This is a genomic window from Fictibacillus arsenicus (assembly GCF_001999465.1).
GTDB lineage: Bacteria > Bacillota > Bacilli > Bacillales > Fictibacillaceae > Fictibacillus > Fictibacillus arsenicus.
Genome location: NZ_MQMF01000001.1, coordinates 1,207,461 through 1,231,290, shown reverse-complemented (window position 1 = coordinate 1,231,290; position 23,830 = coordinate 1,207,461). Strand labels below are relative to the sequence as shown.

The following is a 23,830-nucleotide window of genomic DNA, read 5'->3' as shown; positions in this document are numbered from 1 at the left end:
GGTCTTTCCGTTAGGTTTTTCTCTAAAGGATTGAAGTTTGGTTTTGTATTGTCGCATCATAGCAAGTTGATTGGAGTGCAAGATGCGAGACTCCTCGAAAATTGAACTTCAAATTTTCTTCGTGCGATGTATCGCTGCCGCAGCCTTCCTTGTCCTGAGGGACGAGCGGGACAGGTGAGACCCCTAAGGCCATGTGGCAGGGGGCTCACCGCACGCCCCTCGGAAAGCGAGCATCGGGAACGGAAATTAACTACATCCAAAGGTTAGCTTAAAGTAAAGTTGCAAAATCCAGGATTGTATTGTAAATTCACGTTATGGCAGTAGCCGGCCAGTTGTCCTGACTTGATTAAAGAGCATTTTTGTGGTTAAAATAAGAAGTATGATTCATTAGAATAAAAATTTCTTCAACCCACTAAACCCTTAACTTTCAAGGAACTCCTTCCAATAACCAAAACCAAACCAACATATATAAATCCCAAAATTTCAGTAAAAAAATCAATAGTAAAATAAGAAAAGCGTGGTGTCACTATGGGGATTGATTTAGCTACATTAGAAACAAAAAAATTAAGAGAGCTTTATGAGCTTGCGAAACAATTTAATATTCAATATTACGGAAAACTGACAAAGCGGGAATTGATGTTTTCTATTTTAAAAGCACAAGCAGAACTTGATGGTTATTCATTCATGGAAGGTGTATTGGAGATTATCCCGAACGAAGGATTCGGCTTCTTGCGTCCGATCAACTATTCTCCGAGCTCACAGGATATTTACATATCTGCGTCACAGATCCGCAGATTTGATCTGAGAAACGGAGATAAAGTATCAGGTAAAGTTCGTCCTCCAAAAGAAAATGAGCGTTATTACGGACTTTTGCAAGTTAACGCGGTTAATGGTGAGGACCCTGAGACGGCTAAGGAAAGAGTGCATTTCCCTGCATTAACAGCCCTCTATCCTGAAAAGAAAATGGTTATGGAAACAACGAGCAACAATATTTCAACACGTATCATTGATATGATGGCGCCTGTTGGTTTCGGTCAGCGTGGATTGATCGTCGCTCCTCCTAAAGCGGGTAAGACAAGCTTGCTGAAAGAAATCGCACACAGCGTGACAACAAACAACCCGCAAGCGGAACTTATTGTTTTGCTTATCGACGAGCGTCCTGAGGAAGTAACGGATATCGAGCGTTCTGTAAAAGGTGACGTTGTAAGTTCAACGTTTGACGAAGTGCCTGAAAACCACATTAAAGTGGCAGAGCTTGTTTTGGAACGTGCGATGAGATTGGTTGAGCATAAAAAAGACGTTGTTATTCTGCTTGATAGCATTACACGTCTGGCTCGTGCTTACAACTTGGTTATCCCACCGAGCGGACGCACACTGTCCGGTGGTATCGATCCTGCTGCGTTCCATCGTCCGAAGAGATTCTTCGGTGCTGCCCGAAACATTGAAGAAGGCGGCAGCTTAACGATTTTAGCAACGGCACTTGTTGATACAGGTTCACGTATGGATGACGTTATTTACGAGGAATTCAAAGGAACAGGAAACATGGAGCTTCACTTAGACCGCAAGCTGGCAGAGCGCCGTATTTTCCCTGCGATCGACATTCGCCGTTCAGGTACGAGAAAAGAAGAGATGCTTATCGCAAAAGATCATCTTGAAGCATTATGGTCGATCCGTAAGACGATGGATGACTCGTTCGATTTCGTAGATAAATTCATGAAACGAATGCGCAAAACAGAAAACAACGAAGAATTTTTTGAGCTTTTTGAGTCGGAAAAAAAAGGCGCACCAAAGCGCGTTAAAACCGTAACAAACTAACGAAAAAGTATGGTTGCAAATGGGATTTGTCCCTGTTATACTGTTTTTATGTGTTTATTTAACTCTGCTTCCGCATAGGAAACAGGGCAGAAGGAGTGAAATTGACATGAAACAAGGAATTCATCCGAATTATAAGAAGGTTATCTTTGTTGACGCTCAAAGTGGATTTAGCTTCCTTTCTGGTTCTACGTTGCATTCAAACGAGACTATGAAATGGGAAGACGGTAACGAATATCCAGTAATTAAAGTGGATGTAAGTTCTGACACTCACCCGTTCTACACTGGACGTCAGAAGTTCTCTGATGTTGGTGGACGTGTTGACCGCTTTAAGAAGAAATACAACCTTAAGTAATTTGTTGCAAGTAAAAGGGCAGGAGTCTTTCTTGCCCTTTTTTTCTTTATAGAGAAACGATTGGAAACTCGGTAACTGTCCGTTGATGGGCCGGGTTTTTTATACGCGTAGAAACTTTAATTTGTCCTTTAAAAGGAGTTAGCTGCTCCTGAAAAGAACGTTTTATTTGTAAGAATGAAATACGTACATACTAAGGGGAAGATTGTTGCGAAAGGGGGAGCAAGTCATGTATGTGATGAAACAAAATGGCTGGATCGAATTAATTTGCGGAAGCATGTTCTCTGGGAAGTCAGAAGAATTGATTCGCCGTGTAAGAAGAGCAACGTATGCTAAGCAAAAAGTACAGGTGTTCAAGCCGCTTATTGATAACCGCTACAGCGAGGAATCGGTTGTTTCTCATAACGGAACGGCAGTTATGGCTGAGCCTGTAGGACGATCTGTTGAAATTTTAAAAAATGTACTGCCTGAAACAGAAGTGGTTGCGATCGACGAAGTGCAATTCTTCGATGAAGATATCATTCCAGTCGCTCAAGAGCTTGCGGATCAAGGACTGCGCGTTATCGTAGCGGGTCTTGACCAAGATTTTAAAGGCGAGCCGTTCGGACCTGTTCCAAGAATGATGGCACTTGCTGAGCACGTGACGAAGCTTCAAGCGATCTGCATGTCTTGCGGTTCTCCTGCAAGCCGTACACAGCGTTTGATCAACGGTAAACCAGCTTCTTATGATGATCCGGTTATTCTAGTGGGCGCATCTGAATCGTACGAGCCCCGCTGCCGTCATTGTCATGAAGTACCAGGGAAAAAGAGAAATCTTCTTTCAGGCGTAGAGGGCTTGGAAGGTCGTTCTAACTAAATTTTTGTATGTTGAGTCCAGGAGCATGTGTGCTTCCGGGCTTTTTTGTTTGTGAAAGGAATGAGGGTGTCGAACCTGTCGTGGATTGTCGACTCGTGGATAAACGGTAAAAACTTTTGGATTCAGGGCAGAAACTTTTGGATTCAGGCCCAAAATTTTTGGATTGGAGTATCAAACTTTTGGATTGAGTCTTCCAACGGTCTAGTTCCACCCTTTTCCCCGGTTTCAGAAATTAATAATGACCAGTTTTGCCCAACAAAACTGCACCTTTTCGTTCATAAACACTTCCTGCATAGGAAATCCTAACGATATGGGAGGTGTTTATAGTGAAAAAGGCTATTTTTATGCCATTTTTAGTGCTGCTCGTTACGGCATGTTCTCCTATGCAGTCGTATAAGGAGGAAGGAGCCAAAACGGAGCCGGCAGCTCATGATGAAAATGGGGAAATCCGTGACAACATGTTTGGACACGGAATTATAAATTACCACCTAACCAAAAACGAGCCCCGCATCAATTATAGTTATGACACGAACATGAATCCAAGCAATTACAGAAGCATGAATCAATCGCGTTTCGATTTATCTGATGATCAGGATTTGATTCGCCAGACTGTAAAAGATGTTTCGGGAATCAACCCGCAAATGGTGACAATCAACGGGAACTACGCTCACATTCATGTGAACGTACCGGACGATATGTCTAAAAGTGAACGCTCTGCTTTGTATCGTAAAATCACAAATGCAGTTGAACGTGCGGTTCCAAGGTATAACTTCTCCCTTAAAATCGATCAGTAACTTTTTTATCAACTTTTTATGTTTTCATCTCATCCGATAGGGAAATAAAGTACGTATCTGATGAGAGGAGGGATTGTAATGGTTGATAAAAGAAAGTCTGAGGACTCTCCAGAACAAGAGGAGAAGGAACGGTCGAATGAAGATGTGGAACCCCAGCGTGATCCCGATAAACCAGATCACACAGGTAACCAAGATTCAAAAAATAATTAAATATAAAAACCGGTCCTCTAAGACCGGTTTTTTAAATCCTATTTTAGTCTTCTTGCCGCTTGCTGAACCGGATCCCAAGAACCGTTGTATGGAGGAGCATATGATAAGTCCAGATCTGTCAGCTCTTCTACATCCATCTCGTGATAAAGTGCGGTTGCAAGAACGTCAATTCGTTTATCAACGCCTTCAGCGCCTATAATCTGTCCGCCTAGCAGTTTTTTTGTTTCTTTATGATACGTTAATTTCAATTCGAGTTTTTTAGCATCAGGATAATAACCGGCATGGCTTTTTGATGTGATTCGAATTTCATCATAAGGAATCCCCAGTTTTTCTGCTTCTTTGTTGGAAAGCCCTGTTTTTCCTAAAGTCAGATCCATAAATTGAATGATCGAAGACCCGACGATGCCTTTAAACGTTTTATCCACACCCGCCATGTTCAGTCCAGCGATTCTTCCTTGTTTGTTTGCGGTTGTTCCGAGCGGAATATGATCGTTCAGTTTTTTAACCCTGTGATAATGGGTAGCGCAGTCTCCTGCAGCATAAACACCCTCCACATTTGTTTCCATCCGCTCATTAACGACAATCACGCCTTGTTTATTCAACGAAATCCCTGTATCTTTCAAAAAATCAGTATTCGGCTTAACACCTACCGCTGCGATAACGAGATCAGTCGGATAATCTTTTTTCGCTGTTTTTACAAATTGAACGTGATCATCTCCTTTAAAGCCAATCACATCCTCTTCCAGGCAAAGTTCGATTCCGTGCTTTTCTGCTTCGTCATGAATCAATGGCGCAAGGTCTTTGTCAAAGATGCTTCCAAGCTGATTACTTCGCTGTATGATGCGCACCTTTTTACCGAGTCTTGCCACGTTCTCGGCCATTTCCAAACCTATGTATCCGCCTCCGATGATCGTTACATGCTGAACGTTGTTAAGACCAGCCATCAGTTCTTCTGCATCAGGAATTGTTTTTAACGGGTAGATTCCCTTTAAATGAACACCTGTCCATTCTTTCGGCATAATCGGCCTTACACCAGTCGCGATAAGAAGTTTGTCATAGGTTACCTCAAAAGGTTCACCGCTCTTAGTATGGACACCGGAAACGGTTTTAGAAGCTGTGTCTACTGCATTTACTTCATGAAAAGTACGCGCATCCATTCCGTACTTTTCGCGGAACGTGTCGATACTTCTAGCAATTAATTTTTCGGTTGAAGGGATCAGCCCGCCAACAACATATGGAAGACCGCATTGTCCATAAGAGTAGATCCCGCCTTTTTCCAGAACGGTAATGTCGGCATTTTCCGTGTTTCGTACGATTTGCATCGCGGCACTCATCCCGGCTGCGTCTCCTCCAATTATGCAATATTTCATTTGTTCAGCTCCTTTCCATGTATCTAACATTATATTATTCCCATCGGCTTAAAAAAAGTAACGTGAAGTATCCAAAAGCCTTGCCAATATAGTAACTGACCAACAAGAAGCCGGTTCCAAAAACGAATTATGATAGTAGAAAGAGGTGGTTGTGTGCTAGAGATTAAATCGAACGGAACGGACTGGAATGCTCCTGTTCAGCCGATACATACATTGCTGAAAAAATTGGACCAGAAACCTTTAGACCCTGTTTATGAAGGAATGGGGAATTTTATTATAAAATATAAAACGGAAAAACATACAGATAACCCTCGTTATGTGGGCTGTACGCATTTCTTAGGGCATTTTGCGACGATTCCGTACGTGTTCAACGTGATTACAGATGAAAGAGTGATTATTGAAGAGCTTACAAAGGCGATTCGAATAAATCAAGAGCGCTTAGATTACGAGCAGCTGCGCAAAAATATATTTTCCTATTAATTTCCTTTTGTCCTATGCTATGCTTTTTTTGAGGTGAGGATGATGAACGGAAAAGTCGTTTCTTTAAATATCAAGCTCCCTGAACAAGTCACTGCATCGGGCAGATCCTTTTTTACTGGATATCATAAAATTCCCCAAAAGGATCCCGTTTTCCTACGTAAAACTCATTTTGAGGGCGACGGGGTAGGAGATACCGTTCATCACGGGGGATTTGACCAAGCTGTGTGTGTTTATCCTTATGAGTACTATGAAAAATGGAATACTGAATTGCAGCTTGATAAACCTCTAGTGATTCCTTCATTCGCCGAAAATATTACTCCACTCGGATTTTTAGAAGACGATGTTTGTATTGGAGATGTTATTCAGATGGGGGAAGCAGTCGTACAGATTACCCAGCCGAGGCAGCCGTGCAACACTTTGGCATCCATACTTTGTCGTCCTGATATGATAAAAAAAATTGTGGACACAGGGCGTACTGGATACTACCTTCGTGTATTGAAAGAAGGGTTTGTCACAGCTGGTGATGAGATGGTCCGAATTGAAAAACATCCTTCTGAAATTACGGTAACCGAAGCCAACCAGATTAAGTATGGTTTTGAAAAAGATCCTGCAAAAATCCAGCGGCTGATCGAAGTGAAGGAACTGGCCGAAAATATGAGGCAGTCTCTTTTAAAGAAAACTTAAAACTTTTATTATAACAGTTTTCCCTTATGTTTGGACTTGGGAAAACTGTTCTTTATTAAGGTCGTTCATTCCATATAAATGAACACTTTTTTCCCAATATTTGAAATCCACAATCGTGTTACAATTATCCAGTAATAGTCAAACAATTCAGAAATATACATAACGGGCCCGGGACCTGACCACCAAGAGCACATGGTTTGATTGTTATAAAATCATGATTGGGGGAAAAGAAATGAAAAAAACTGTATTACGCACGTTTAGTGCAATGCTCAGTTTATTGTTTGTCCTATCCTTATTGGTAGGAAATCTCCATTTCTCTGCATCTGCTGCAACGGTTGACAAAGGACCGAAAAACTTCCTCGTTGGTTTTAAATCAGATATTCAAACAGCTCAAGTAAATGAAGTTAAAAAAATGGGTGGACAGGTTAAGCATCAGTTCAAATTTATGGATACGATGCTTGTTTCTATGCCAGAGGCGGCTGCCGAAGCGCTTAAGAAGAACCCGAATGTATCTTATGTTGAAGAAGATCACATGGCATATGCAACAGCTCAAACAACGCCATGGGGCATTACACATATTAAAGCGGATCAAGTTCATGCGACTGGAAACACAGGTTCAGGTGTAAAAGTGGCAATCTTAGATACAGGTATCGACGCTAGTCATGCAGATTTAAACGTTCGCGGAGGAGCGAGCTTCGTGGCAGGTGAGCCAAATGCACTTACAGACGGCAACAGCCATGGTACACACGTTGCAGGTACAGTAGCGGCTCTTAATAACACAACAGGTGTTCTTGGTGTAGCTTATTCAGCTGACCTTTATGCGGTAAAAGTGCTAGACAGTTCTGGAAGCGGAACATACAGCGGCATTATTCAAGGAATTGAGTGGGCTGTAGCAAACAATATGGATGTCATCAACATGAGCTTAGGTGGAAGCTCTGGTTCAACAGCGCTTCAGCAAGCTTGTGATAATGCATATAACTCTGGCGTTCTTGTAGTTGCAGCTGCAGGAAACTCAGGAACAAGAGGAAAGCAGAATACAATCGGCTACCCGGCAAAATATGCTTCAGTTATGGCAGTTGGTGCTGTAGATTCCAGCAACAACCGTGCTTCATTCTCAAGTGTAGGGTCTGAACTTGAAGTTATGGCGCCAGGGGTAAACATTTTAAGCACAGTTCCAGGAAACGGCTATGACAGCTACAACGGAACGTCAATGGCTTCTCCGCACGTAGCAGGAGCAGCAGCGCTTATTATGGCTGGAAACCCAGGACTTTCAAACGTTCAAGTTCGTCAAAAGCTGGTGAATACGGCAAAACCGCTTGGCGACTCATTCTATTACGGTAAAGGCGTAATTGATGTTTACGCTGCGACAAGATAACTTTTATAGTTGATTGGAGCGCAAGGTGCGAGACTCCTACGGGACCAGCGGGACAGGTGAGACCACGGCAGGCTTAATTAGCCTAGGGGGCTCACCGCACGTCCCGTGGAAAGCGAGCATCCTGGAGCGGAAATCAACATCTTCTGATATTGCAAAAAGAGGTCCCTGACTGGGGCCTCTTTTTATGCTGGTCATTCTTTTATCTTACTTCTGAGTATCTGACCTTCACATCCAAGTCATCACAAAATACTTTAAACTGATAGTAATCAAAATAAAGCTGATCTTCCTCTTTATGATTCCAGCTGAAGATGGTTGAACCGAATACATAATCTTTTTTTCTGAAAGCCCGTATGGAAGGGGTATGCTGAACAATTTCAATCAAACCATTTTCCAAACCTTTTTCAAGCTGAAGGATGACCCAAGGCAAGTCCTCTGGATGCACTTTCCTTTTTTCTCCGTTCTTTACGATTCGAATCGTTTTAGACATCGGCAGGTCCCCAATATTTTTATAGTCTTTTCTTATCGTAGTTATTATAATGAGAGTTAGTATCCGAACGCAAGAAGGTACATTAATGTAACTAAGGGCACGAAATGAAACTAAGGGGTGTTTTCGATTGAGAAAAGAATATTCTCATCCAATTGAAGTGACGATGGATGTGGTATGCGGAAAATGGAAAGGTGTCATCCTATGCCATTTGCAGCAAAATAATGTTTTACGTTTTGGTGAAATTAAAAAACTGCTTCCTAAAGTGTCACAAAAAACACTGACGCTTCAGCTAAGGGAATTAGAAGCTGATGGCTTGATCAATCGTGAAGTATATCCGCAAGTTCCTCCGAAAGTTGAGTATTCTTTGACGGAATACGGCAGAGATTTAGAAGCGACCCTGCATCTTATGAGTGAATGGGGAAGAAATCATGTTGATAAAGTGGAATTAAACGGATAAAAAATAGTTACAATGAAGAAGCGAGAGTTTGCTGAAAAAGATTGAGAGTTTAGCTGAGAACGACTATAATTATAATGTTATGCATACAAAGCAGAGGTGAAAAACCATGTTAGAACGTTTAGAAACGATCGAACAGCGTTATGATAAATTGAATGAATTATTGAGTGATCCGGAAGTTATTAATGATACGAACAAACTGCGCGAGTATTCAAAAGAGCAATCTTCTCTTCAGGAAACTGTTGCGGTTTACCGTGAATATAAAGAGGCAAAAGAACAGCTGGACGAAGCAAAGATGATGCTCGAGGAAAAGCTTGATGCTGAAATGACAGCCATGGTAAAAGAAGAGATTTCTGGTCTTTCTGATCAGATTGAAGAGTTCATTGCCAAGCTGAAAATTTTATTGCTTCCGAAAGACCCGAACGACGACAAGAACGTTATCGTCGAAGTCCGCGGTGCAGCCGGCGGAGACGAGGCAGCATTGTTTGCTGGCGATCTTTACCGCATGTACAGCCGTTATGCGGAAATGCAAGGATGGAAGTCAGAAGTTATCGAAGCTTCATATACAGAACTTGGCGGTTATAAGGAAATTATCTTTATGATCAACGGTGCTGGCGCTTATTCGAAGCTTAAGTATGAGAACGGGGCACACCGTGTTCAGCGTGTACCAGCAACTGAATCTGGCGGACGTATCCATACATCCACAGCTACAGTAGCGGTTCTTCCTGAAGCAGAAGAAGTAGAAGTGGATATTCATGAAAAAGACGTTCGTGTAGATACGTTTACATCATCTGGTCCTGGAGGTCAGTCTGTAAACACGACACAATCAGCGGTCCGTTTAACACATATTCCTACAGGCACAGTTGTATCGTGTCAGGATGAAAAATCACAGATCAAGAACAAAGAAAAAGCGATGAAGGTTCTTCGTGCGCGTGTTTATGATAAGATTCAACGAGAAATACAAAAAGAGTATGATGAGACACGTAAGAGTGCGGTTGGATCAGGTGATCGTTCTGAACGTATCCGTACGTACAACTTCCCGCAAAACCGTGTTACCGATCACCGTATCGGCCTGACGATCCAGAAGCTTGACCAAATTCTTCTTGGTAAAATGGATGAGTTTGTAGAAGCGCTCATCACAGAAGATCAAACAAGCAAGATGAAAGCACAGGCGGACGCGTAAAATGAGTACCAAAGTTCATGAAGCCCTCGCCTGGGCTTCTTCTTTTTTAGCAGACCATAATCGGGAAGCTTTTGCCGCTGAGATTCTGATGAGACATGTCTTGGGGGATGTGAGCCGTACGGATATGCTGATGCGTCTTCACGATCCGATAAGTGAAGAAAAGTATGAAGAATTAAAATCGGTGGTAGATCGTCACGTTGACGGTGAGCCGGTTCAATACATTACCGGCAGGGAAGATTTTTACGGCCGCACGTTTTCTGTGAATGAAGAAGTTCTAATTCCACGTCCTGAAACTGAAGAGTTAGTGGAGCATATGCTTACCCTGATTTCTGAGCATTTTTCGGGTGGTGAACAAGTCGCTGTTGCAGATATCGGGACAGGAAGCGGTGCGATTTCCGTTACGATGGCGCTTGAGAATAAGGATCTGAAAGTTTACACAGTGGACATTGCGAAAGAGTCCATAGAAGTAGCACGTGGGAATGCGAGAAAGCTGGGAGCAGATGTCGAGTTTCTACACGGAGATTTGCTGAAGCCTTTTATAGATAAGAACATTAAGCTGGACGTGGTAGTATCGAATCCGCCATACATCCCTGATGCAGAAATCGCGGTTTTGGATACGATCGTAAAAGATAAAGAACCGATGCGCGCGTTGAGCGGCGGGGAAGATGGCTATGATTTTTATAGAAGGTTCATGGAAGAGCTGCCGCTTGTTTTGAAGGAAAGAGCGCTTGTTGGCTTTGAAGTAGGAGCAGGGCAGGGAGCAACCGTTGCCAGCATGCTGAAAGATACTTTTCAGGCTGCGACCGTTTATGTGAAGTATGATATCAGCGGGAAGGACCGCATGGTGTTTGCGGTGGTTGGTAAATAATTTGGGAAAAGGGGACAGACCCGGGTCTGTCCCCTATTCTTTTCAATGTGTAGGTTCATAAATTTTTTGAAGGACCATAAAAAGTTTTAAAGGCTCATAAAAAGTTTGGAGGCTCATAAATCCGGCTGAAGGATCATAACTGTTTTTCTGAATCAGTTTTCCCCGCAAAAAAGGCTGACTCTAAGCTTTAAGCTACAGAGTCAGCCCTTTTTTATTCCTTCACCATCAATTTAAGCGGTGCGGTTATCTTCTTTTCTACTTGCCGGCTAATACATCAGATAAACATTCTATCCCTTTATAATCGTTAACAACTTTGTCGAAACAGACAGAAAAGATTTTAGTAGTTTGCTAGTATGTTTTTTTCTCACACTGACCAAACTGTGGTTAGAGACGAAGGGGAGGAAAAAACGATGAAAAAACGCAATCATTTCTTTATTCTTATTCTTATATCTTTAGCGGTGATGTTCTTATTCTTTGAAACACAAACAAAAGTGGCAAACGCGACGATGAATGCCTCTGTTAAAATACCGGAAGAGTCAATCAGACTTCGCATTTTAGCAAATAGCAACACGGCAGCTGATCAAAAGCTTAAGCGTGATATCCGTGATGAAGTAAATGCTCAGATCACAACGTGGGTAGATGAGTTATCAACAATAAGTGAAGCGCGCGAAATCATCCGCAAGCAGCTTCCAGCGATCGAAGAAATCGTTCAGAACAAACTTAACGAAGCTGGCATTGAAAAGACATTTTCAGTAGAACTGAACAAAGTGGCGTTTCCTACTAAAATGTATGGTGACTATATTTATCCGGCTGGTCAATACGAAGCAGTGCTAATCACGCTTGGAGAAGGCGAAGGCAAGAACTGGTGGTGTGTACTTTTCCCGCCATTATGCTTCCTGGATTTTGAAAACGGAGATGCTGTAAAAGAAAACAAAGAAGGCAAGAGTGATAAAGGCGAAACTGCTTCTGCAGAGGAAGCGGATGAAACAGAAAAAATCCAGACGAAATTCTTTGTCGTAGAGTTATTTGGTAGCCTAGTAAGTGCAGTCGGATCGTTATTCTCTTAAAATGTGCATAAGTTCCTCCCTATTTTCATAGATTATAGAAAATGAAGAAGGTAAGCCTAAAAGGTGTGCCTTCTTTTTTTAACTATCTGTAATAGCAGATTGGTCCTCTTGGAAGTGGTTGATTTCCGCTCCAGGGTGCTCGCTTTCCGCGGGGCGGGCGGTGAGCCTTCTCTGCGCTTTGCGCATTTAGGAGTTTCACCTGTCCCGCATCAGGGAAGTATCCTTGCTCCTGCTTCTACAAGTCAATGCTACAGAGGTGAGCTTCCCAGTCGCATGCCTGCGAGAAGCTTCTCATGTGGTAGGCACGCACCCTTCCGTTACAATCAACTTGTCAATGAAGAGAAAAAAATAATCCAAAACAACAATCTTTTAGAGAAGAACCTTAAAAAAAACAAACTTATAAGAAATGAACTTTTAGAAGAATCAAATTTAAAACAGGGGAGAGTTGAATATGACGATTATTTTAAGGCAGGCTATGCAGCATGAAGCAAAGGATTTATTGCAGCTTGTTGGAAAAGCTGGACTTCAGTCTGAAGGAATCAAGGATAGCATTGAAAACTATCTTGTCGTGGTGAATGATGAAGGGGAGACGATTGGAACGGTAGGGCTTGAACGTATCGGTAACGACGGGTTGCTGCGTTCATTCGTACTAAAGCAGAAATATTCTTCTGAATCTCTTCTCCTTAAACTCATCGACAAAATTTTGGTATACTCTAAAGACAAAGGAGTCGAAACACTTTATTTACTCACAAAAGCGGTGCATATGTTTGAAGCGCTGTCTTTTAAAGTCATTCCGAAAGATAAAGTGCCTCCACATATCGAAAATGCCGATCATGTTAAAAATAATGCAGCATCAGGAGCAGAACTTTTAGCGTATGCTTTAGATTCTTAAGTAGTTTGTCAACAACTTGTCCACAATTTGCGACAAATTGTGCATAACTCTGTGGATATAAAAGTTTTGTGAATCGACCTTATAAAAGGTGAACGACCTGAGTAGTAGAAAGGGATTTAAACCATGAAATCATTCCAAACGGAACGCTGGACTGTGGATAACTTTGACGAAAATTTAATAAAACATCCACATGTTATTCAGGCTTCCTTGTGGATAAAACAAAATGAAGTGGTTGCTTTGCCGACTGAAACGGTTTATGGACTGGCAGGAAACGCTCAAAGCGACCATGCGATAGCACGAATTTTTGAAGCAAAAGGCAGACCTAGTGACAATCCGCTCATTGTACACATTTCAGACCGAAAGCAGCTTGAGGGGCTTGTTTCTTCCATACCAGAAAATGCGGAAAAGCTGATGAACGCTTTTTGGCCAGGTCCGCTTACGATCGTCCTGCCGAAAGGTGATATCGTGAGCGAAAAAGTAACAGCTAGGTTATCCACAGTTGCGGTAAGAATGCCTAATCATCCAGTTGCATTAGCTGTGATAGAGGCATCAGGTGTACCGCTTGCTGCACCTAGCGCGAACTTGTCAGGCAAACCAAGTCCGACAACAGCGAACCACGTATACGAAGATTTAAAAGGAAAAATTCCTGGAATTCTGGACGGAGGCTCTACAGGAGTAGGTGTAGAATCCACCGTCGTTGAGTGTACAGATGCGACAGTAACTATTTTAAGGCCAGGCGGAGTAACATTTGAGGATTTGGAACACGTTGTAGGTACGGGAAATGTCATGATTGATCCAGGTATTCAGAACGAAAAACTGGCTCCGAGGTCACCTGGGATGAAATATACCCACTATGCACCGGATGCTCCGTTTGTTCTTGTGGATGGAAGTCCCGAATTTTTGCAGCAGCTTGTGGATAAAGAAAAAGCTGCCGGGAAGAAAATCGGAATCCTGACTACGGATGAAAGAGTAGATTTTTATAAAGCAGACTGCGTAATACCTGCTGGGAAAAGAGGAAATCCAGAAACGGTTGCTCAGCATTTATATGAGGCACTTCGCTCATTTAATGAAGCGGGTATCGATCAGATTTTTGGGGAAGTGTTCCCGAAAACAGGAGTTGGCGTGGCTATTATGAACCGGCTAGAAAAATCTGCCGGCGGAAACATCATAAAAGAATAACAAAGATGGTTCTTTTGCTTTTGAATTGTTTTTGTTAATAAACTTCTTTGCCAAGTTGATTGGAGCGGAAGGGTGCGAGACTCCTGCGGGATCAGTGTGACAGGTGAGACCCCTCATGGTGCAAAAAGCACCGAGGGGGCTCACCGCACACCCCGCGGAAAGCGAGCATTCTGGAGCGGAAATCAACAGCATCTATTAGCAACCATTTTTGCTAAAACATCGATAAAAATAAGCCTGTGTCTATTGCGACACAGGCTTATTTTTGTGAATCGGCAGCATGATCGAGAAGGTCGTTCCTTCGTCAATCTTGCTGTCGATTAAAATTTTTCCATGATGGTTCTCTACAATTTTATAACAGATCATCAGGCCGAGACCTGTTCCTTTTTCCTTTGTCGTATAAAAAGGTTCACCGAGAGTAGCTAAACGCTCTTCAGGAATCCCGCAGCCATGATCGATAAAGGACGCGATTACGTAATTTTCTTGCTTTCGCAGGTGAATATGTACAGAGCCGCCTGTCGGCATTGCTTCAATTGCATTTTTCAGCATGTTTACAAACACTTGTTTAATCTGATTATCCACACACCAAATTTCAGGAAGATCAGGTTCACTTTCAAAGTAGATCTGAACATTCATTAAGATGGCTTGGGTATCCAGGATCGATATGACATGTCTGAGCAGGTCCCGCAGGTCTGTTTTCGTAAAATTCATGGCTTGAGGCTTCGCGAGCAGCATGAATTCTCCTACAATGCTGTTGATGCGATCGATCTCTGAAAGCATGATCTCGTAGTAATCTTTGTCTTCTGACGCTTTTGACTGCAGAAGCTGCAGAAACCCTCGGATCGAAGTTAGCGGGTTGCGGATCTCATGTGCCACACCGGCTGCAAGCTGCCCTAGTACGGAGAGCTTGTCTGATTTTCTGAGCATTTCTTCTGTTTGCTTCCGTTCCGTTAGGTCACGTGCTACAACAACGCACGATTCCGGCTGGCCGAGGTCATTGATGATCGGTGTTGCGTTCGCTTCAAGGGTTACCCAGTGGCCGTGTGCATGCTTGCATCTTACTTCAAATTTCACAGGTTTTAGCGTTTGCACCATTTCGTTGATCGCGAATTTCACTTTTGGTCTGTCGTCTGAATGGAAGAAGCCTTGAATCTTTTTGCCATCATAAATGGACGGGTCGAAGCCGAGCAATAGCCTGTTAGAGGGAGAGAAATATTTTACGTCCCCTTGAAGATCTACAACTCCGATTAAATCCGTTGTGTTTTCGGCTATAATCCGGTATTTTTCTTCACTTTCTTTTAACGCTTTTTCTTTTAATTTTTTTTCTGTGATATCGCGCGAAATAGCGGATAAAGCAACGACATCACCATTTTCTCCGTAAATAGGGCTTAGAGAAAGACTCACATTGAGACGTTTTCCGCTTTTTGTCAGCCGGATCGTTTCGACGCCTTTTACATAGCCGCCATGTTTTACAATGGTCATCAATCTCTCAGATTCAGCAGCTTTGTCATGAGGGACGATCGGCAGCATATGGGATGAGAGTCCGCTGTTCAGTTCGCTTTGCGACCACCCGTAGATCAGCTCGAACGCTGGATTTACTTTTACGGAATAATTCGTTAAATGCACGACTGAGATGGCGTCACTAGAATGATAGATAACTGATTCGAGCAGGTCTTTTGTTTCTCTCAGCTCTTTTTCCGCTTCTCTTTTGGCTGTAACATCCTTCGCGATTCCAAATACACCATGTATTTTGTGAAGCACGATGATCGGAGTAAGGGTAAAAGTGATCTGGCGGATCTCACCGTTTTTCTGGCGGATGCGTGTTTCGTGCATTTTAGATTTGCCTTTTAAGGCATCGTTAAACTGATCGATCGCAATCGATTTTCGTTCTGGCATCATAAGAGGATCAAACGTCATGTTTAGAAGTTCTGTTTCGCTGTAGCCTGTTAGTTCGGTACAAGCCTTGTTGACAGTCGTGAATTTTCCGTCCAGATCCAATGAGAACAAGGCATCGATGTTATGGTCCATCAATGATCTGAATCGCTGTTCACTTTCTGCGAGCTGCGTTTCAACCTGTACTCTTTCGCTCAGGTCTACGCAGAATCCATAAACTTCTGAGACCGCTCCATCTTTATAGATCGGACCAATCGCTGCTAAAAATGGAATGCCGTTCAGTTTCGATTCGTATGTCAGACTTTCTCCGTTTAATGCTCTCTCGTAAACTTCTCTTTTAAAAACGGCCATCTCTTGCGGAAAGATATCTTCTATTCTTTTTTGCAGAACGTTTTCCTGTTTGAGGCCGAACATGTCAAAAAGCTCACCCTGGCTCTCGGTCATGATGATCTCTTCATCCTGCTTTTTAAATCGAAAGGTCATGCTTTTTTGGCGGGAAATACCGGTTTTGAACGGAGAAAACCGCCATATGTTTTCTCCAGCTGCCGGAATGGCCGGTGCGTTATGGACCATGCTTGTTCCTCCCTTATTTCGAACAGGTTTATATCTCTTTTATATACGCTACTCCCACGCGTTTTCCCTTCCTATGCCGCTGTAAAGTGTGCAATTTTTAAACGTTAAATGAGCTTGTATATTTTTTAGTCTTTTTAAAAGTAGACATGCATAGGCTGAAAGTATGATGGATAAAGGAGTGGGAACTATTTGGCAACGATGGGGGAATGGATGACACTATGGTTTATGTCCATCGCACTCGGTATGGACGCCTTTTCGATCGGGCTGGGAATGGGTATGCTTTCACTTCGAATTAAGCAGATTATGAAAATAGGAATCACGATCGGCCTGTTCCATATGCTGATGCCGCTTGGCGGAATGACGATCGGTAAAGAGATTTCTGTTCATTTTGGCGGAATCGCAGGCATAGTAGGAGGAATCCTTCTCGTTATACTGGGAATGACGATGATTCGCTCTTCTTTTTCAAAAGATGATGAGCCGTTTGTTCGGCCAGTTGGCTTCGGTCTGCTCGTTTTTGCATTGAGTGCTTCTCTTGACAGTTTTTCTGTTGGTCTTAGTTTAGGGATCTATGGCGCAAAAACGTGGCTGACTATTTTTATGTTCGGAATGATGAGCATGCTTCTTACATGGTGCGGGCTGATGATGGGAAAGAAAGTGCAGAAGTGGCTTGGTTCCTACAGCGAGGCTTTAGGAGGCTGCATTCTGCTCGCGTTTGGCGTGAAGATTCTTTTTCCTTTTTAATTTAAGGTCAAAGAACGAGAGGATTTATTTCTATAAGAATCCGGTGATATACTAATAAAAAAACGTTACTCTCTATAAAAATGGGGAAAGCTAGAATATGAGGTGAACACTCCATGAACGTGTTATTTATTTGTACAGGAAACACTTGCCGCAGTCCGATGGCTGAAGCGATTTTACGGGAAAAAGGAAAGGGAAGATTCCACGTGAAATCTGCAGGAGTATTTGCTGGAAACGGCGCAGTTATGAGTTCGAATGCAACACAGGCTCTTTCTGAGAGGAAGATCAAAGAGAATCATCAATCTCAGGGTGTTTCTGATTACTTGATCGAGTGGGCGGATCTCATTTTAACGATGACTGAAAATCATAAACATGCCCTCGTTGGAAGATGGCCGGATGCCGTCAATAAAACATATACGCTAAAAGAATACGTTATGGACGACGAGGATCTGAAGAAAATTGAAGAGATTTACGAGCTGTATACAGAAATTGAAATGCTGAAACTGCAATATATGTCAAAAGATCATAACAGTGAAGATGTGAAGAAAGAGTTTGAAAAAGAAGTGCGGCCGCTCATTGAAAAGCGGATGAAGCTCGAGAGTTCTGTCCCGTCACTCGATATTTCAGACCCGTTCGGCGGTCCTTTGCATCTTTATCAGGAAACAAGGGACGAAATTGAAGCGCTTATTGAAAAATTAGTGAAAAAAGACGATAAGACTAAAGAGTGAATCATATTCTGATGAGGCTGTCCTAAATAGGCGTGAAGCGGCATTGAATAGGGTACTAGTTAAGAATATAATGGAAAAAAGTATGAGAGAGCAGGTGCAGACAACATGAAAGTAGCAATAGGTTCAGATCACGCCGGAGTAAAATTACGTAAAGAAATTATAGCTATGATAGAAGAACTCGGAATGGAAGTAGAAGATGTTGGCTGCGAATGTACGACATCTGTAGATTACCCGGACTATGCGATTCCTGTTGCAGAAAAAGTAGCAAACGGTGAAGCAGATCGCGGAATCTTAATTTGCGGAACGGGAATTGGTATGAGTATCGCAGCAAACAAGGTTAAAGGAATCCGCTGCGCACTTGTTCATGATCTGTTCAGTGCAAAGGTAACGAGACAGCATAATGACAGCAATGTACTTGCCATGGGTGAACGTGTGATCGGTCCAGGTCTTGCTTTGGAAATTGCAAAAGTATGGCTGACGACAGAATATGAAGGCGGACGCCACGGACGCCGTGTGGGTAAAATCTCTCAATACGAAGACCAATAGCAATAAACCCATAATATGAAGGGAAGACCACAAATGAGCGACGAGCTCCAACAGATTCAAGACCAAGTCCTGAATGTTTTGCAAGATCTGCAAAAGCATGCACAATTAAAATCTTCACAATTATTAGTAGTAGGCGCAAGTACGAGCGAAGTAATTGGTGAACGAATTGGCACATCAGGCACGATGGATACAGCGGGTGCACTGTACCGCGGTATCATAGCGTTTCAAGAGGAAACAGGAGTGGCACTTGCCGTTCAGTGCTGTGAACACTTGAATCGCGCCCTCGTCATGGAGCGGGCGGAAGCAGAAAGAAGAGGCTATGAAGAAGTTCGGGTTGTTCCGGCTCGATCGGCCGGCGGTGCATTGGCGACACACGCATTTCACCATATGGACGAACCCGTGATCGTTGAATATATAAAAGCCGACGCAGGCATCGACATCGGTGACACCTTTATCGGTATGCACCTGAAGCATGTCGCGGTGCCGGTTCGAAGCGAAGTGAAAAAGGTCGGCGAAGCGCACGTTACACTGGCGAAGACCCGCCCGAAGCTGATCGGCGGCGAACGCGCCGTCTATCCAAGCAAAGAAGACATACGGTGTTTTTAACGAAGGAAAGCCCTCTTGATGAGGGCTTTTTTAGTTTTAGTTTGAGTGTGTGGCTGTCGAACCCTGTCGAGGATTGTAAACTCGTGGATAAACAGCCAAAACTTTTGGATTCAGCACAAAAATTTTTGGATTCAAGCCCAAAACTTGTGGATTCATGGGTGTTTTTCGTGGGATTACGGTTAACAAGGCTTCTTTTGCGCCGTTCTAGTGCCCTCAAAACCAATGAACTGAAGCTTGGCGACCGCCAAGCCCCCTAATTATGTTCGATCTCGTAATGAATCCACTCTGAATTGATGTTTTTTCCGCCCATTTTCTTGTAAAGTGCTTGTGCAGACGTGTTATCGACTGCGGTTTGCCAGGTCATGTACGCATAGCCTTCCTTTTTCGTATAATCCACGACATGCTGAAACAATTTCTCTCCTAATCCTGATCCGCGATACGCTGAATCTACAAATAGGTCGTTCAAAATGGCGATTTTCTGCACACGAGTGGTACTGAACGAAAAATAGAGTGTAGCGAAACCGGCAAGCGCTCCATCCTCCCCAACCGCAACAAACTGTGTTCCTGCTTCCTTAGAGTTTAGCAGATGCAAGATATGATTCTCCAACTGAGTATCCTCAGGCTTTTTACCTTTATAAAAATCAACAATATAAGCGAGCATCAAGCCCTTCAGCTGCTCGAGGTCTTCTTTTACGACAGGACGTATTTGAAAAGCGGCCATCTTTTATTTCTCCTTTTACATTTTTTTAATAGAGATAGCATTCCGCATTCTTTGGATAGAATCCTGCACTCTGTCTTTATTTCTCATCATAAAGTTCACGAATAGCAGATCAACAATCGTTAGCTGTGCGATTCTCGAAGACAATGCTTCAGACCTGTAAGCAGTTTCTTCTGAGACCGTATAAAAAACAAGGTCAGCTTGTTTACTTAATGGGGTCGTCGCATAGTTTGTGATTGCGATGCATACAGAACCGTTTTCCTTCGCAACGGAAAGAACCTCCAGCAGATCTTTGTTTGTACCTGAGTGAGAGATAAAAACCGCAGCGTCCTGATCAGTCAGCTGTGACGCGGACATGAGCTGCATATGCGTGTCACTGTATGCGGAGCTGCTTTTGCCTGTCCGGATAAATTTATGATGAGCGTCCATCGCGATGACACCTGAGCCGCCGTTTCCGTAGAAATCGATTTTCCGGGCCGCATTCAAAACAGAAACAGCACGCTCTAAAACTTCGCTGTTCATGATATTTAACGTTTCTTCCAACGTGCGGATATTGGATTTCACGACTTTTGATGCAATATCGATCTCAGCATCTGATTCCAGGATCTGCTCGTGGATATCTTTTATCGGTGTCACGATGTCGGCGGCAAGAGCGATCCTCATCGCTTGATAGCCTTTATAGCCCAGTCGCTTACAGAACCGGAACACCGTTGCATCCGCCACATCGAGATCATCTGCGACTTGATTGATGCTTTTATGAACCATCTGTTTTGGATCTTTCAGGACGTAGTCTGCGATTTGCTTTTCTTTTTCGCTGAAAGAAAAATAGGACGATTTTATACGTAAAATACAAGATTGGTGATTCATAGGTAGACTCCTTTTTAAGAAAAGGTTAGTAAGTTAAGTGTAGCGTAGAAAAAGAATCTTGAAAATAATTTTCTTGAAAACGTTTACAATAAAAAAATTTTATTATAAAATACCGTTACATGAAAAAAATTTTAATATATAAAGGATGATAAGTATGTCAGGATCTACATTGATTCTCGTTGCACTACTTGGTGTTTTTGCACTCTTATTTTTAGTTATTCGAACAAAGCTGCATGCATTTGTTGCGCTCCTTCTTGTATCTTTGCTGGTAGGTATAGCAGCTGGCATGCCGCTTAATAAAGTCATAGAGTCTATCACGAACGGAATGGGCGGTACCCTAGGATTCGTAGCTGTTGTCGTTGGACTTGGTGCGATGTTTGGACAGATGCTTGAAGTGTCAGGCGGTGCTGAACGTCTTGCGCAGACATTGGTGAAAAAGTTTGGTCAGGATAAAGCACAATGGGCGCTTACGTTGACAGGTTTCCTCGTTGCGATTCCGGTATTTTTCGATGTTGGTTTCATTATTTTAGTTCCGATCGTTTACGGTTTAGCGAAAAAGACAGGTCGTTCATTGCTTTATTACGGTATTCCACTTTTAGCAGGGTTAGCGGTAACACACAGTTTTGTACCGCCGACACCAGGACCGATCGCGGTCGCTGACCTTTTAGGAGCTGAGCTTGGCTGGGTTATCTTATTTGGTGTTTTAGCAGGTATTCCTTCTGCAATCTTGGCTGGACCTGTATTTGGTAGATACATTGCGAAAAAGATTCATGTATCTGTGCCGGATTATATGGAGCTTGAAGAAAAGCAATATGACAAAGAGCTTCCAAGCTTTGCGATGATCGCAAGCTTAATCTTCATTCCGCTTGTACTGATTTTAGCGAACACAGTTTCAGGCGTTTTATTAGAAGAAGGAAACACAGTGCGTTCTGTATTAACATTCCTTGGTCATCCGTTCGTAGCGCTGATTATCGCGACATTGCTCGCATTCTACTTCCTAGGTGTTAGAAGAGGATACAGCGGTGACGAGATTCAGAGCATCGCAACAAAAGCGCTTGAACCAGCTGGGATTATTATCTTAGTTACAGGTGCAGGTGGTGTTTTTAAACAAATCTTGATCGATTCAGGTGTTGGTAAAGTTTTAGGTGACATGATGGCGGGTTCAGCATTGCCTCCAATCTTACTAGCGTTCCTGATCGCATCGATCGTTCGTGTTGCACAAGGTTCAGCGACGGTTGCGATGGTTACAGCAGCTGGATTGATCTCTCCGCTAATCGACACATTAGGTTTAGAAGGACCAGTACTAGGTTTGATCGTTATTTCGATCGCAGCGGGTGCAACGATTCTGTCGCACGTTAACGACTCAGGCTTCTGGCTTGTAAACCGATACTTTGGATTGGATGTAAGAGATACATTGCGTTCTTGGACAATCATGGAGACGATTATTGCATTAACTGGATTTACGGTCGTATTTGTATTAGGATTCTTTATACAATAGGATAGTGGTTAATAGAGGGAGGGCATACTAATGCTGCTCCCTTTTGTGAACGGTTTGAAAGGAGAATAGATTTTGAAAAGTTATGCGATCGGCATTGATATAGGAACAACAAGCACGAAGGTCGTCCTTTTTGATGAAAAAGGAGCGGCTGTTGCTCATCATGCAAAAAGTTACCCTTTGCTCGCAGAGGTTCCCGGTGCTGCGGAACAAAGACCTGATGAGATTTATGAAGCAGTCGTTTATTCTTTAAGAGAGACGGTAAGAAAGAGCGGGGATCTCGCTGAAAAAATTGGCTTTATCTCATTCAGTACGGCGATGCATTCTCTTATTGCGGTGGATTCGGATGGAAAACCGCTGACGAACAGCATCACGTGGGCAGACACGCGCAGTGAGTCATATGCTTTTGCGGTGAGATCCAGCGCTGAAGGATTAGATTTATATAAAAGAACAGGCGTGCCGCTGCACCCGATGACACCTCTGTTTAAATTGCAGTGGCTGAAGAATGAGCAGCCGGAGATTTTTCAAAAAGCAGTAAAGTTTGTTGGTATAAAAGATTATATACTGTATCGCTGGTTCGATGAATGGGCAACCGATTATGCGTCGGCTGCTGCAATGGGTATGTGGAACATGAACACACTCGAGTGGGATGAAGAAGCTTTACAGATGGCGGGAGTTACTCCTGAACAGCTGCCTGTGATCCAGCCTACGACATTTTACTGGGACAGCCTTTCTGAGACACTAGAAAAATTGAGCGGACTCGATTCCTCTGTAAAAGTAGTGATCGGAGCGACAGATGGCCCGCTATCTAATCTTGGAGTCGGTGCGATTTCACCCGGAGATGTTGCGGTAACGATCGGAACGAGCGGAGCGATCAGGACAATTTCAAAGACGCCGATTTTAGATGCAGAGGGAAGAACGTTTTGCTATCCCCTGACCGAAAAGTACTGGGTCTCAGGCGGTCCGGTGAATAATGGGGGTATCGCTTTTCAATGGGTTCACGACCTTTTTACAGAAGATGAAATCGAAGGGTCGTATGAAGAGCTTTCCCGACGAGCTGATGCCGCATCCCCAGGCAGTGATGGCTTGATTTTCCTGCCCCATTTAACGGGTGAACGTGCCCCATTATGGGATGCGCAGGCAAAAGGTTCTTTTATCGGTTTGACGCTTCGCCATAAAAAAGATCATATGGTAAGAGCGGTATTAGAAGGTACGATCTTCAATCTGTACCAAGTTTATAGCCTAGTGAAAACGCAAGCGCAGGAAAAAGCAGACGTTAAGATCTTCGCGACTGGCGGTTTTACGAACTCACCGGTGTGGAAACAGATTTTAGCAGACGTGTTTCAGAAAGAAGTCAGCATTCCTGAGCACACAGAAAGTTCTTGTCTTGGAGCGGTTCAGCTTGGAAGATTTGCAATCGGTGAAACAGACGTTTTACAGGAAGTGGCTGAAGAAACGAAGCAGTATGGAAAAGTGATGCCGAACGCTGAACATAAAGAGATCTATGAAGAGATGTTTGGAATCTATCAAAGTTTATCCAAAGCGATGGAATCTCAATATAAGGCGATTCATGAGTTTCAAAATAGACGTAAAAAATAGGGGATCA

Annotated in this window: 27 protein-coding genes; 22 read left to right on the top strand and 5 right to left on the bottom strand. The window is 43.1% G+C overall.

Features of this window, described 5'->3' with window-relative positions:
* The first annotated feature begins 528 nt into the window (after positions 1-528).
* The 5 genes from rho (at position 529) to UN64_RS20490 (ending at position 4,024) form a co-directional block, all read left to right on the top strand.
* The gene (rho, locus tag UN64_RS06050) at positions 529-1,815 is read left to right on the top strand and encodes a transcription termination factor Rho (protein ID WP_077360659.1); all 1,287 of its coding nucleotides are present in this window, start codon (positions 529-531) and stop codon (positions 1,813-1,815) included.
* 106 nt (positions 1,816-1,921) lie between these two features.
* Entirely contained in the window at positions 1,922-2,167 is a 246-nt protein-coding gene (locus UN64_RS06045) for a type B 50S ribosomal protein L31 (RefSeq protein WP_066293975.1), read from the top strand.
* A gap of 226 nt (positions 2,168-2,393) precedes the next feature.
* Complete coding sequence (locus UN64_RS06040; RefSeq protein ID WP_077360657.1) at positions 2,394-3,020, top strand: thymidine kinase; 627 nt, start codon at positions 2,394-2,396, stop codon at positions 3,018-3,020.
* 326 nt (positions 3,021-3,346) lie between these two features.
* Positions 3,347-3,814 (top strand): hypothetical protein, encoded by a 468-nt coding sequence (locus tag UN64_RS06035; protein ID WP_077360655.1) that lies wholly within the window; start codon positions 3,347-3,349, stop codon positions 3,812-3,814.
* 78 nt (positions 3,815-3,892) lie between these two features.
* Complete coding sequence (locus tag UN64_RS20490; protein ID WP_139343031.1) at positions 3,893-4,024, top strand: 3-methyladenine DNA glycosylase; 132 nt, start codon at positions 3,893-3,895, stop codon at positions 4,022-4,024.
* 38 nt (positions 4,025-4,062) lie between these two features.
* Here the strand turns inward: UN64_RS20490 and UN64_RS06030 are convergent, their stop codons facing one another.
* The gene (locus tag UN64_RS06030) at positions 4,063-5,394 is read right to left on the bottom strand and encodes a CoA-disulfide reductase (protein ID WP_077361173.1); all 1,332 of its coding nucleotides are present in this window, start codon (positions 5,392-5,394) and stop codon (positions 4,063-4,065) included.
* A 153-nt stretch (positions 5,395-5,547) separates the two neighbouring features.
* Here UN64_RS06030 and UN64_RS06025 point away from each other — a divergent pair, with 153 nt between their 5' ends.
* From UN64_RS06025 to UN64_RS06015, 3 genes are all read left to right on the top strand, one after another.
* Positions 5,548-5,874, top strand: a complete 327-nt coding sequence (locus tag UN64_RS06025) for a hypothetical protein (RefSeq protein WP_077360653.1) — start codon at positions 5,548-5,550, stop codon at positions 5,872-5,874.
* Between the two features lie 39 nt (positions 5,875-5,913).
* Positions 5,914-6,558, top strand: coding sequence for an MOSC domain-containing protein (locus tag UN64_RS06020; protein ID WP_077360651.1), 645 nt, complete (start codon positions 5,914-5,916; stop codon positions 6,556-6,558).
* 232 nt (positions 6,559-6,790) lie between these two features.
* Positions 6,791-7,933: a S8 family peptidase gene (locus tag UN64_RS06015; protein WP_077360649.1), complete on the top strand. Its 1,143-nt coding sequence runs from the start codon at positions 6,791-6,793 to the stop codon at positions 7,931-7,933.
* A 199-nt stretch (positions 7,934-8,132) separates the two neighbouring features.
* On the opposite strand, the gene UN64_RS06010 is transcribed toward UN64_RS06015, so the two are convergent.
* Entirely contained in the window at positions 8,133-8,420 is a 288-nt protein-coding gene (locus UN64_RS06010) for a hypothetical protein (protein WP_077360647.1), read from the bottom strand.
* A 163-nt stretch (positions 8,421-8,583) separates the two neighbouring features.
* Between UN64_RS06010 and UN64_RS06005 the strand changes: the two genes are divergently transcribed.
* The 7 genes from UN64_RS06005 (at position 8,584) to UN64_RS05975 (ending at position 14,063) form a co-directional block, all read left to right on the top strand.
* Positions 8,584-8,877, top strand: coding sequence for a winged helix-turn-helix transcriptional regulator (locus tag UN64_RS06005; protein ID WP_077361171.1), 294 nt, complete (start codon positions 8,584-8,586; stop codon positions 8,875-8,877).
* Between the two features lie 106 nt (positions 8,878-8,983).
* Positions 8,984-10,057: a peptide chain release factor 1 gene (gene prfA, locus UN64_RS06000; RefSeq protein WP_077360645.1), complete on the top strand. Its 1,074-nt coding sequence runs from the start codon at positions 8,984-8,986 to the stop codon at positions 10,055-10,057.
* A gap of 1 nt (position 10,058) precedes the next feature.
* Positions 10,059-10,925 carry a peptide chain release factor N(5)-glutamine methyltransferase gene (gene prmC / locus UN64_RS05995; protein WP_077360643.1) on the top strand — a complete coding sequence of 289 codons (867 nt, stop codon included), beginning with the start codon at positions 10,059-10,061 and terminating at the stop codon, positions 10,923-10,925.
* Positions 10,926-11,335: 410 nt separating this feature from the next.
* Positions 11,336-11,992, top strand: coding sequence for a stage II sporulation protein R (spoIIR, locus tag UN64_RS05990; protein WP_077360641.1), 657 nt, complete (start codon positions 11,336-11,338; stop codon positions 11,990-11,992).
* A 108-nt stretch (positions 11,993-12,100) separates the two neighbouring features.
* Positions 12,101-12,478, top strand: coding sequence for a hypothetical protein (locus UN64_RS05985; RefSeq protein WP_077360639.1), 378 nt, complete (start codon positions 12,101-12,103; stop codon positions 12,476-12,478).
* On the top strand, positions 12,444-12,884 hold the full coding sequence (locus tag UN64_RS05980) for a GNAT family N-acetyltransferase (protein ID WP_077360637.1): 441 nt from the start codon (positions 12,444-12,446) through the stop codon (positions 12,882-12,884). Before UN64_RS05985 ends, UN64_RS05980 begins: the two co-directional genes overlap by 35 nt.
* A gap of 123 nt (positions 12,885-13,007) precedes the next feature.
* Positions 13,008-14,063 carry an L-threonylcarbamoyladenylate synthase gene (locus tag UN64_RS05975; RefSeq protein ID WP_077360635.1) on the top strand — a complete coding sequence of 352 codons (1,056 nt, stop codon included), beginning with the start codon at positions 13,008-13,010 and terminating at the stop codon, positions 14,061-14,063.
* A 240-nt stretch (positions 14,064-14,303) separates the two neighbouring features.
* Here the strand turns inward: UN64_RS05975 and UN64_RS05970 are convergent, their stop codons facing one another.
* The gene (locus UN64_RS05970) at positions 14,304-16,526 is read right to left on the bottom strand and encodes a PAS domain S-box protein (RefSeq protein ID WP_077360633.1); all 2,223 of its coding nucleotides are present in this window, start codon (positions 16,524-16,526) and stop codon (positions 14,304-14,306) included.
* Positions 16,527-16,724: 198 nt separating this feature from the next.
* Between UN64_RS05970 and UN64_RS05965 the strand changes: the two genes are divergently transcribed.
* The 5 genes from UN64_RS05965 (at position 16,725) to UN64_RS05945 (ending at position 19,401) form a co-directional block, all read left to right on the top strand.
* A complete protein-coding gene (locus tag UN64_RS05965; RefSeq protein WP_226537019.1) occupies positions 16,725-17,267 on the top strand; it encodes a manganese efflux pump MntP in 543 nt (180 codons plus the stop codon).
* Positions 17,268-17,380: 113 nt separating this feature from the next.
* Entirely contained in the window at positions 17,381-17,992 is a 612-nt protein-coding gene (locus tag UN64_RS05960) for a low molecular weight protein arginine phosphatase (RefSeq protein WP_077360631.1), read from the top strand.
* A 105-nt stretch (positions 17,993-18,097) separates the two neighbouring features.
* The gene (rpiB, locus tag UN64_RS05955) at positions 18,098-18,538 is read left to right on the top strand and encodes a ribose 5-phosphate isomerase B (RefSeq protein WP_077360629.1); all 441 of its coding nucleotides are present in this window, start codon (positions 18,098-18,100) and stop codon (positions 18,536-18,538) included.
* 15 nt (positions 18,539-18,553) lie between these two features.
* Complete coding sequence (locus tag UN64_RS05950) at positions 18,554-19,144, top strand: TIGR01440 family protein (protein WP_077360627.1); 591 nt, start codon at positions 18,554-18,556, stop codon at positions 19,142-19,144.
* Entirely contained in the window at positions 19,135-19,401 is a 267-nt protein-coding gene (locus UN64_RS05945; RefSeq protein WP_077360625.1) for a hypothetical protein, read from the top strand. The genes UN64_RS05950 and UN64_RS05945 overlap by 10 nt, the downstream gene beginning before the upstream one ends.
* On the opposite strand, the gene UN64_RS05940 is transcribed toward UN64_RS05945, so the two are convergent.
* Together UN64_RS05940 and UN64_RS05935 are read right to left on the bottom strand one after the other, a co-directional pair.
* On the bottom strand, positions 19,398-19,865 hold the full coding sequence (locus tag UN64_RS05940) for a GNAT family N-acetyltransferase (protein WP_077360623.1): 468 nt from the start codon (positions 19,863-19,865) through the stop codon (positions 19,398-19,400). The two genes, UN64_RS05945 and UN64_RS05940, sit on opposite strands and share 4 nt — an antisense overlap.
* A gap of 15 nt (positions 19,866-19,880) precedes the next feature.
* Positions 19,881-20,729, bottom strand: coding sequence for a MurR/RpiR family transcriptional regulator (locus tag UN64_RS05935; protein WP_077360621.1), 849 nt, complete (start codon positions 20,727-20,729; stop codon positions 19,881-19,883).
* A 154-nt stretch (positions 20,730-20,883) separates the two neighbouring features.
* Here UN64_RS05935 and UN64_RS05930 point away from each other — a divergent pair, with 154 nt between their 5' ends.
* Positions 20,884-22,227, top strand: coding sequence for a GntP family permease (locus UN64_RS05930; RefSeq protein ID WP_077360619.1), 1,344 nt, complete (start codon positions 20,884-20,886; stop codon positions 22,225-22,227).
* Positions 22,228-22,299: 72 nt separating this feature from the next.
* Positions 22,300-23,823 carry a gluconokinase gene (locus tag UN64_RS05925; protein ID WP_306460355.1) on the top strand — a complete coding sequence of 508 codons (1,524 nt, stop codon included), beginning with the start codon at positions 22,300-22,302 and terminating at the stop codon, positions 23,821-23,823.
* Positions 23,824-23,830 lie beyond the last annotated feature (7 nt).

Excerpts from the sequence above, each read along its gene's own strand:
- UN64_RS06030 (WP_077361173.1), bottom strand. The coding sequence starts at position 5,394 with ATGAAATATTGCATAATTGGAGGAGACGCAGCCGGGATGAGTGCCGCG.
- UN64_RS06015 (WP_077360649.1), top strand. The coding sequence starts at position 6,791 with ATGAAAAAAACTGTATTACGCACGTTTAGTGCAATGCTCAGTTTATTG.
- UN64_RS05965 (WP_226537019.1), top strand. The coding sequence starts at position 16,725 with ATGGGGGAATGGATGACACTATGGTTTATGTCCATCGCACTCGGTATG.
- UN64_RS05960 (WP_077360631.1), top strand. The coding sequence starts at position 17,381 with ATGAACGTGTTATTTATTTGTACAGGAAACACTTGCCGCAGTCCGATG.
- prmC (WP_077360643.1), top strand. The coding sequence starts at position 10,059 with ATGAGTACCAAAGTTCATGAAGCCCTCGCCTGGGCTTCTTCTTTTTTA.
- UN64_RS20490 (WP_139343031.1), top strand. The coding sequence starts at position 3,893 with ATGGTTGATAAAAGAAAGTCTGAGGACTCTCCAGAACAAGAGGAGAAG.
- UN64_RS06005 (WP_077361171.1), top strand. The coding sequence starts at position 8,584 with ATGGATGTGGTATGCGGAAAATGGAAAGGTGTCATCCTATGCCATTTG.
- UN64_RS05930 (WP_077360619.1), top strand. The coding sequence starts at position 20,884 with ATGTCAGGATCTACATTGATTCTCGTTGCACTACTTGGTGTTTTTGCA.
- spoIIR (WP_077360641.1), top strand. The coding sequence starts at position 11,336 with ATGAAAAAACGCAATCATTTCTTTATTCTTATTCTTATATCTTTAGCG.
- UN64_RS05940 (WP_077360623.1), bottom strand. The coding sequence starts at position 19,865 with ATGGCCGCTTTTCAAATACGTCCTGTCGTAAAAGAAGACCTCGAGCAG.
- UN64_RS05975 (WP_077360635.1), top strand. The coding sequence starts at position 13,008 with ATGAAATCATTCCAAACGGAACGCTGGACTGTGGATAACTTTGACGAA.
- UN64_RS05980 (WP_077360637.1), top strand. The coding sequence starts at position 12,444 with ATGACGATTATTTTAAGGCAGGCTATGCAGCATGAAGCAAAGGATTTA.
- UN64_RS05970 (WP_077360633.1), bottom strand. The coding sequence starts at position 16,526 with ATGGTCCATAACGCACCGGCCATTCCGGCAGCTGGAGAAAACATATGG.
- prfA (WP_077360645.1), top strand. The coding sequence starts at position 8,984 with ATGTTAGAACGTTTAGAAACGATCGAACAGCGTTATGATAAATTGAAT.
- rho (WP_077360659.1), top strand. The coding sequence starts at position 529 with ATGGGGATTGATTTAGCTACATTAGAAACAAAAAAATTAAGAGAGCTT.
- UN64_RS06010 (WP_077360647.1), bottom strand. The coding sequence starts at position 8,420 with ATGTCTAAAACGATTCGAATCGTAAAGAACGGAGAAAAAAGGAAAGTG.
- UN64_RS05935 (WP_077360621.1), bottom strand. The coding sequence starts at position 20,729 with ATGAATCACCAATCTTGTATTTTACGTATAAAATCGTCCTATTTTTCT.
- UN64_RS06020 (WP_077360651.1), top strand. The coding sequence starts at position 5,914 with ATGATGAACGGAAAAGTCGTTTCTTTAAATATCAAGCTCCCTGAACAA.
- UN64_RS05950 (WP_077360627.1), top strand. The coding sequence starts at position 18,554 with ATGAAGGGAAGACCACAAATGAGCGACGAGCTCCAACAGATTCAAGAC.
- UN64_RS06045 (WP_066293975.1), top strand. The coding sequence starts at position 1,922 with ATGAAACAAGGAATTCATCCGAATTATAAGAAGGTTATCTTTGTTGAC.
- rpiB (WP_077360629.1), top strand. The coding sequence starts at position 18,098 with ATGAAAGTAGCAATAGGTTCAGATCACGCCGGAGTAAAATTACGTAAA.
- UN64_RS06040 (WP_077360657.1), top strand. The coding sequence starts at position 2,394 with ATGTATGTGATGAAACAAAATGGCTGGATCGAATTAATTTGCGGAAGC.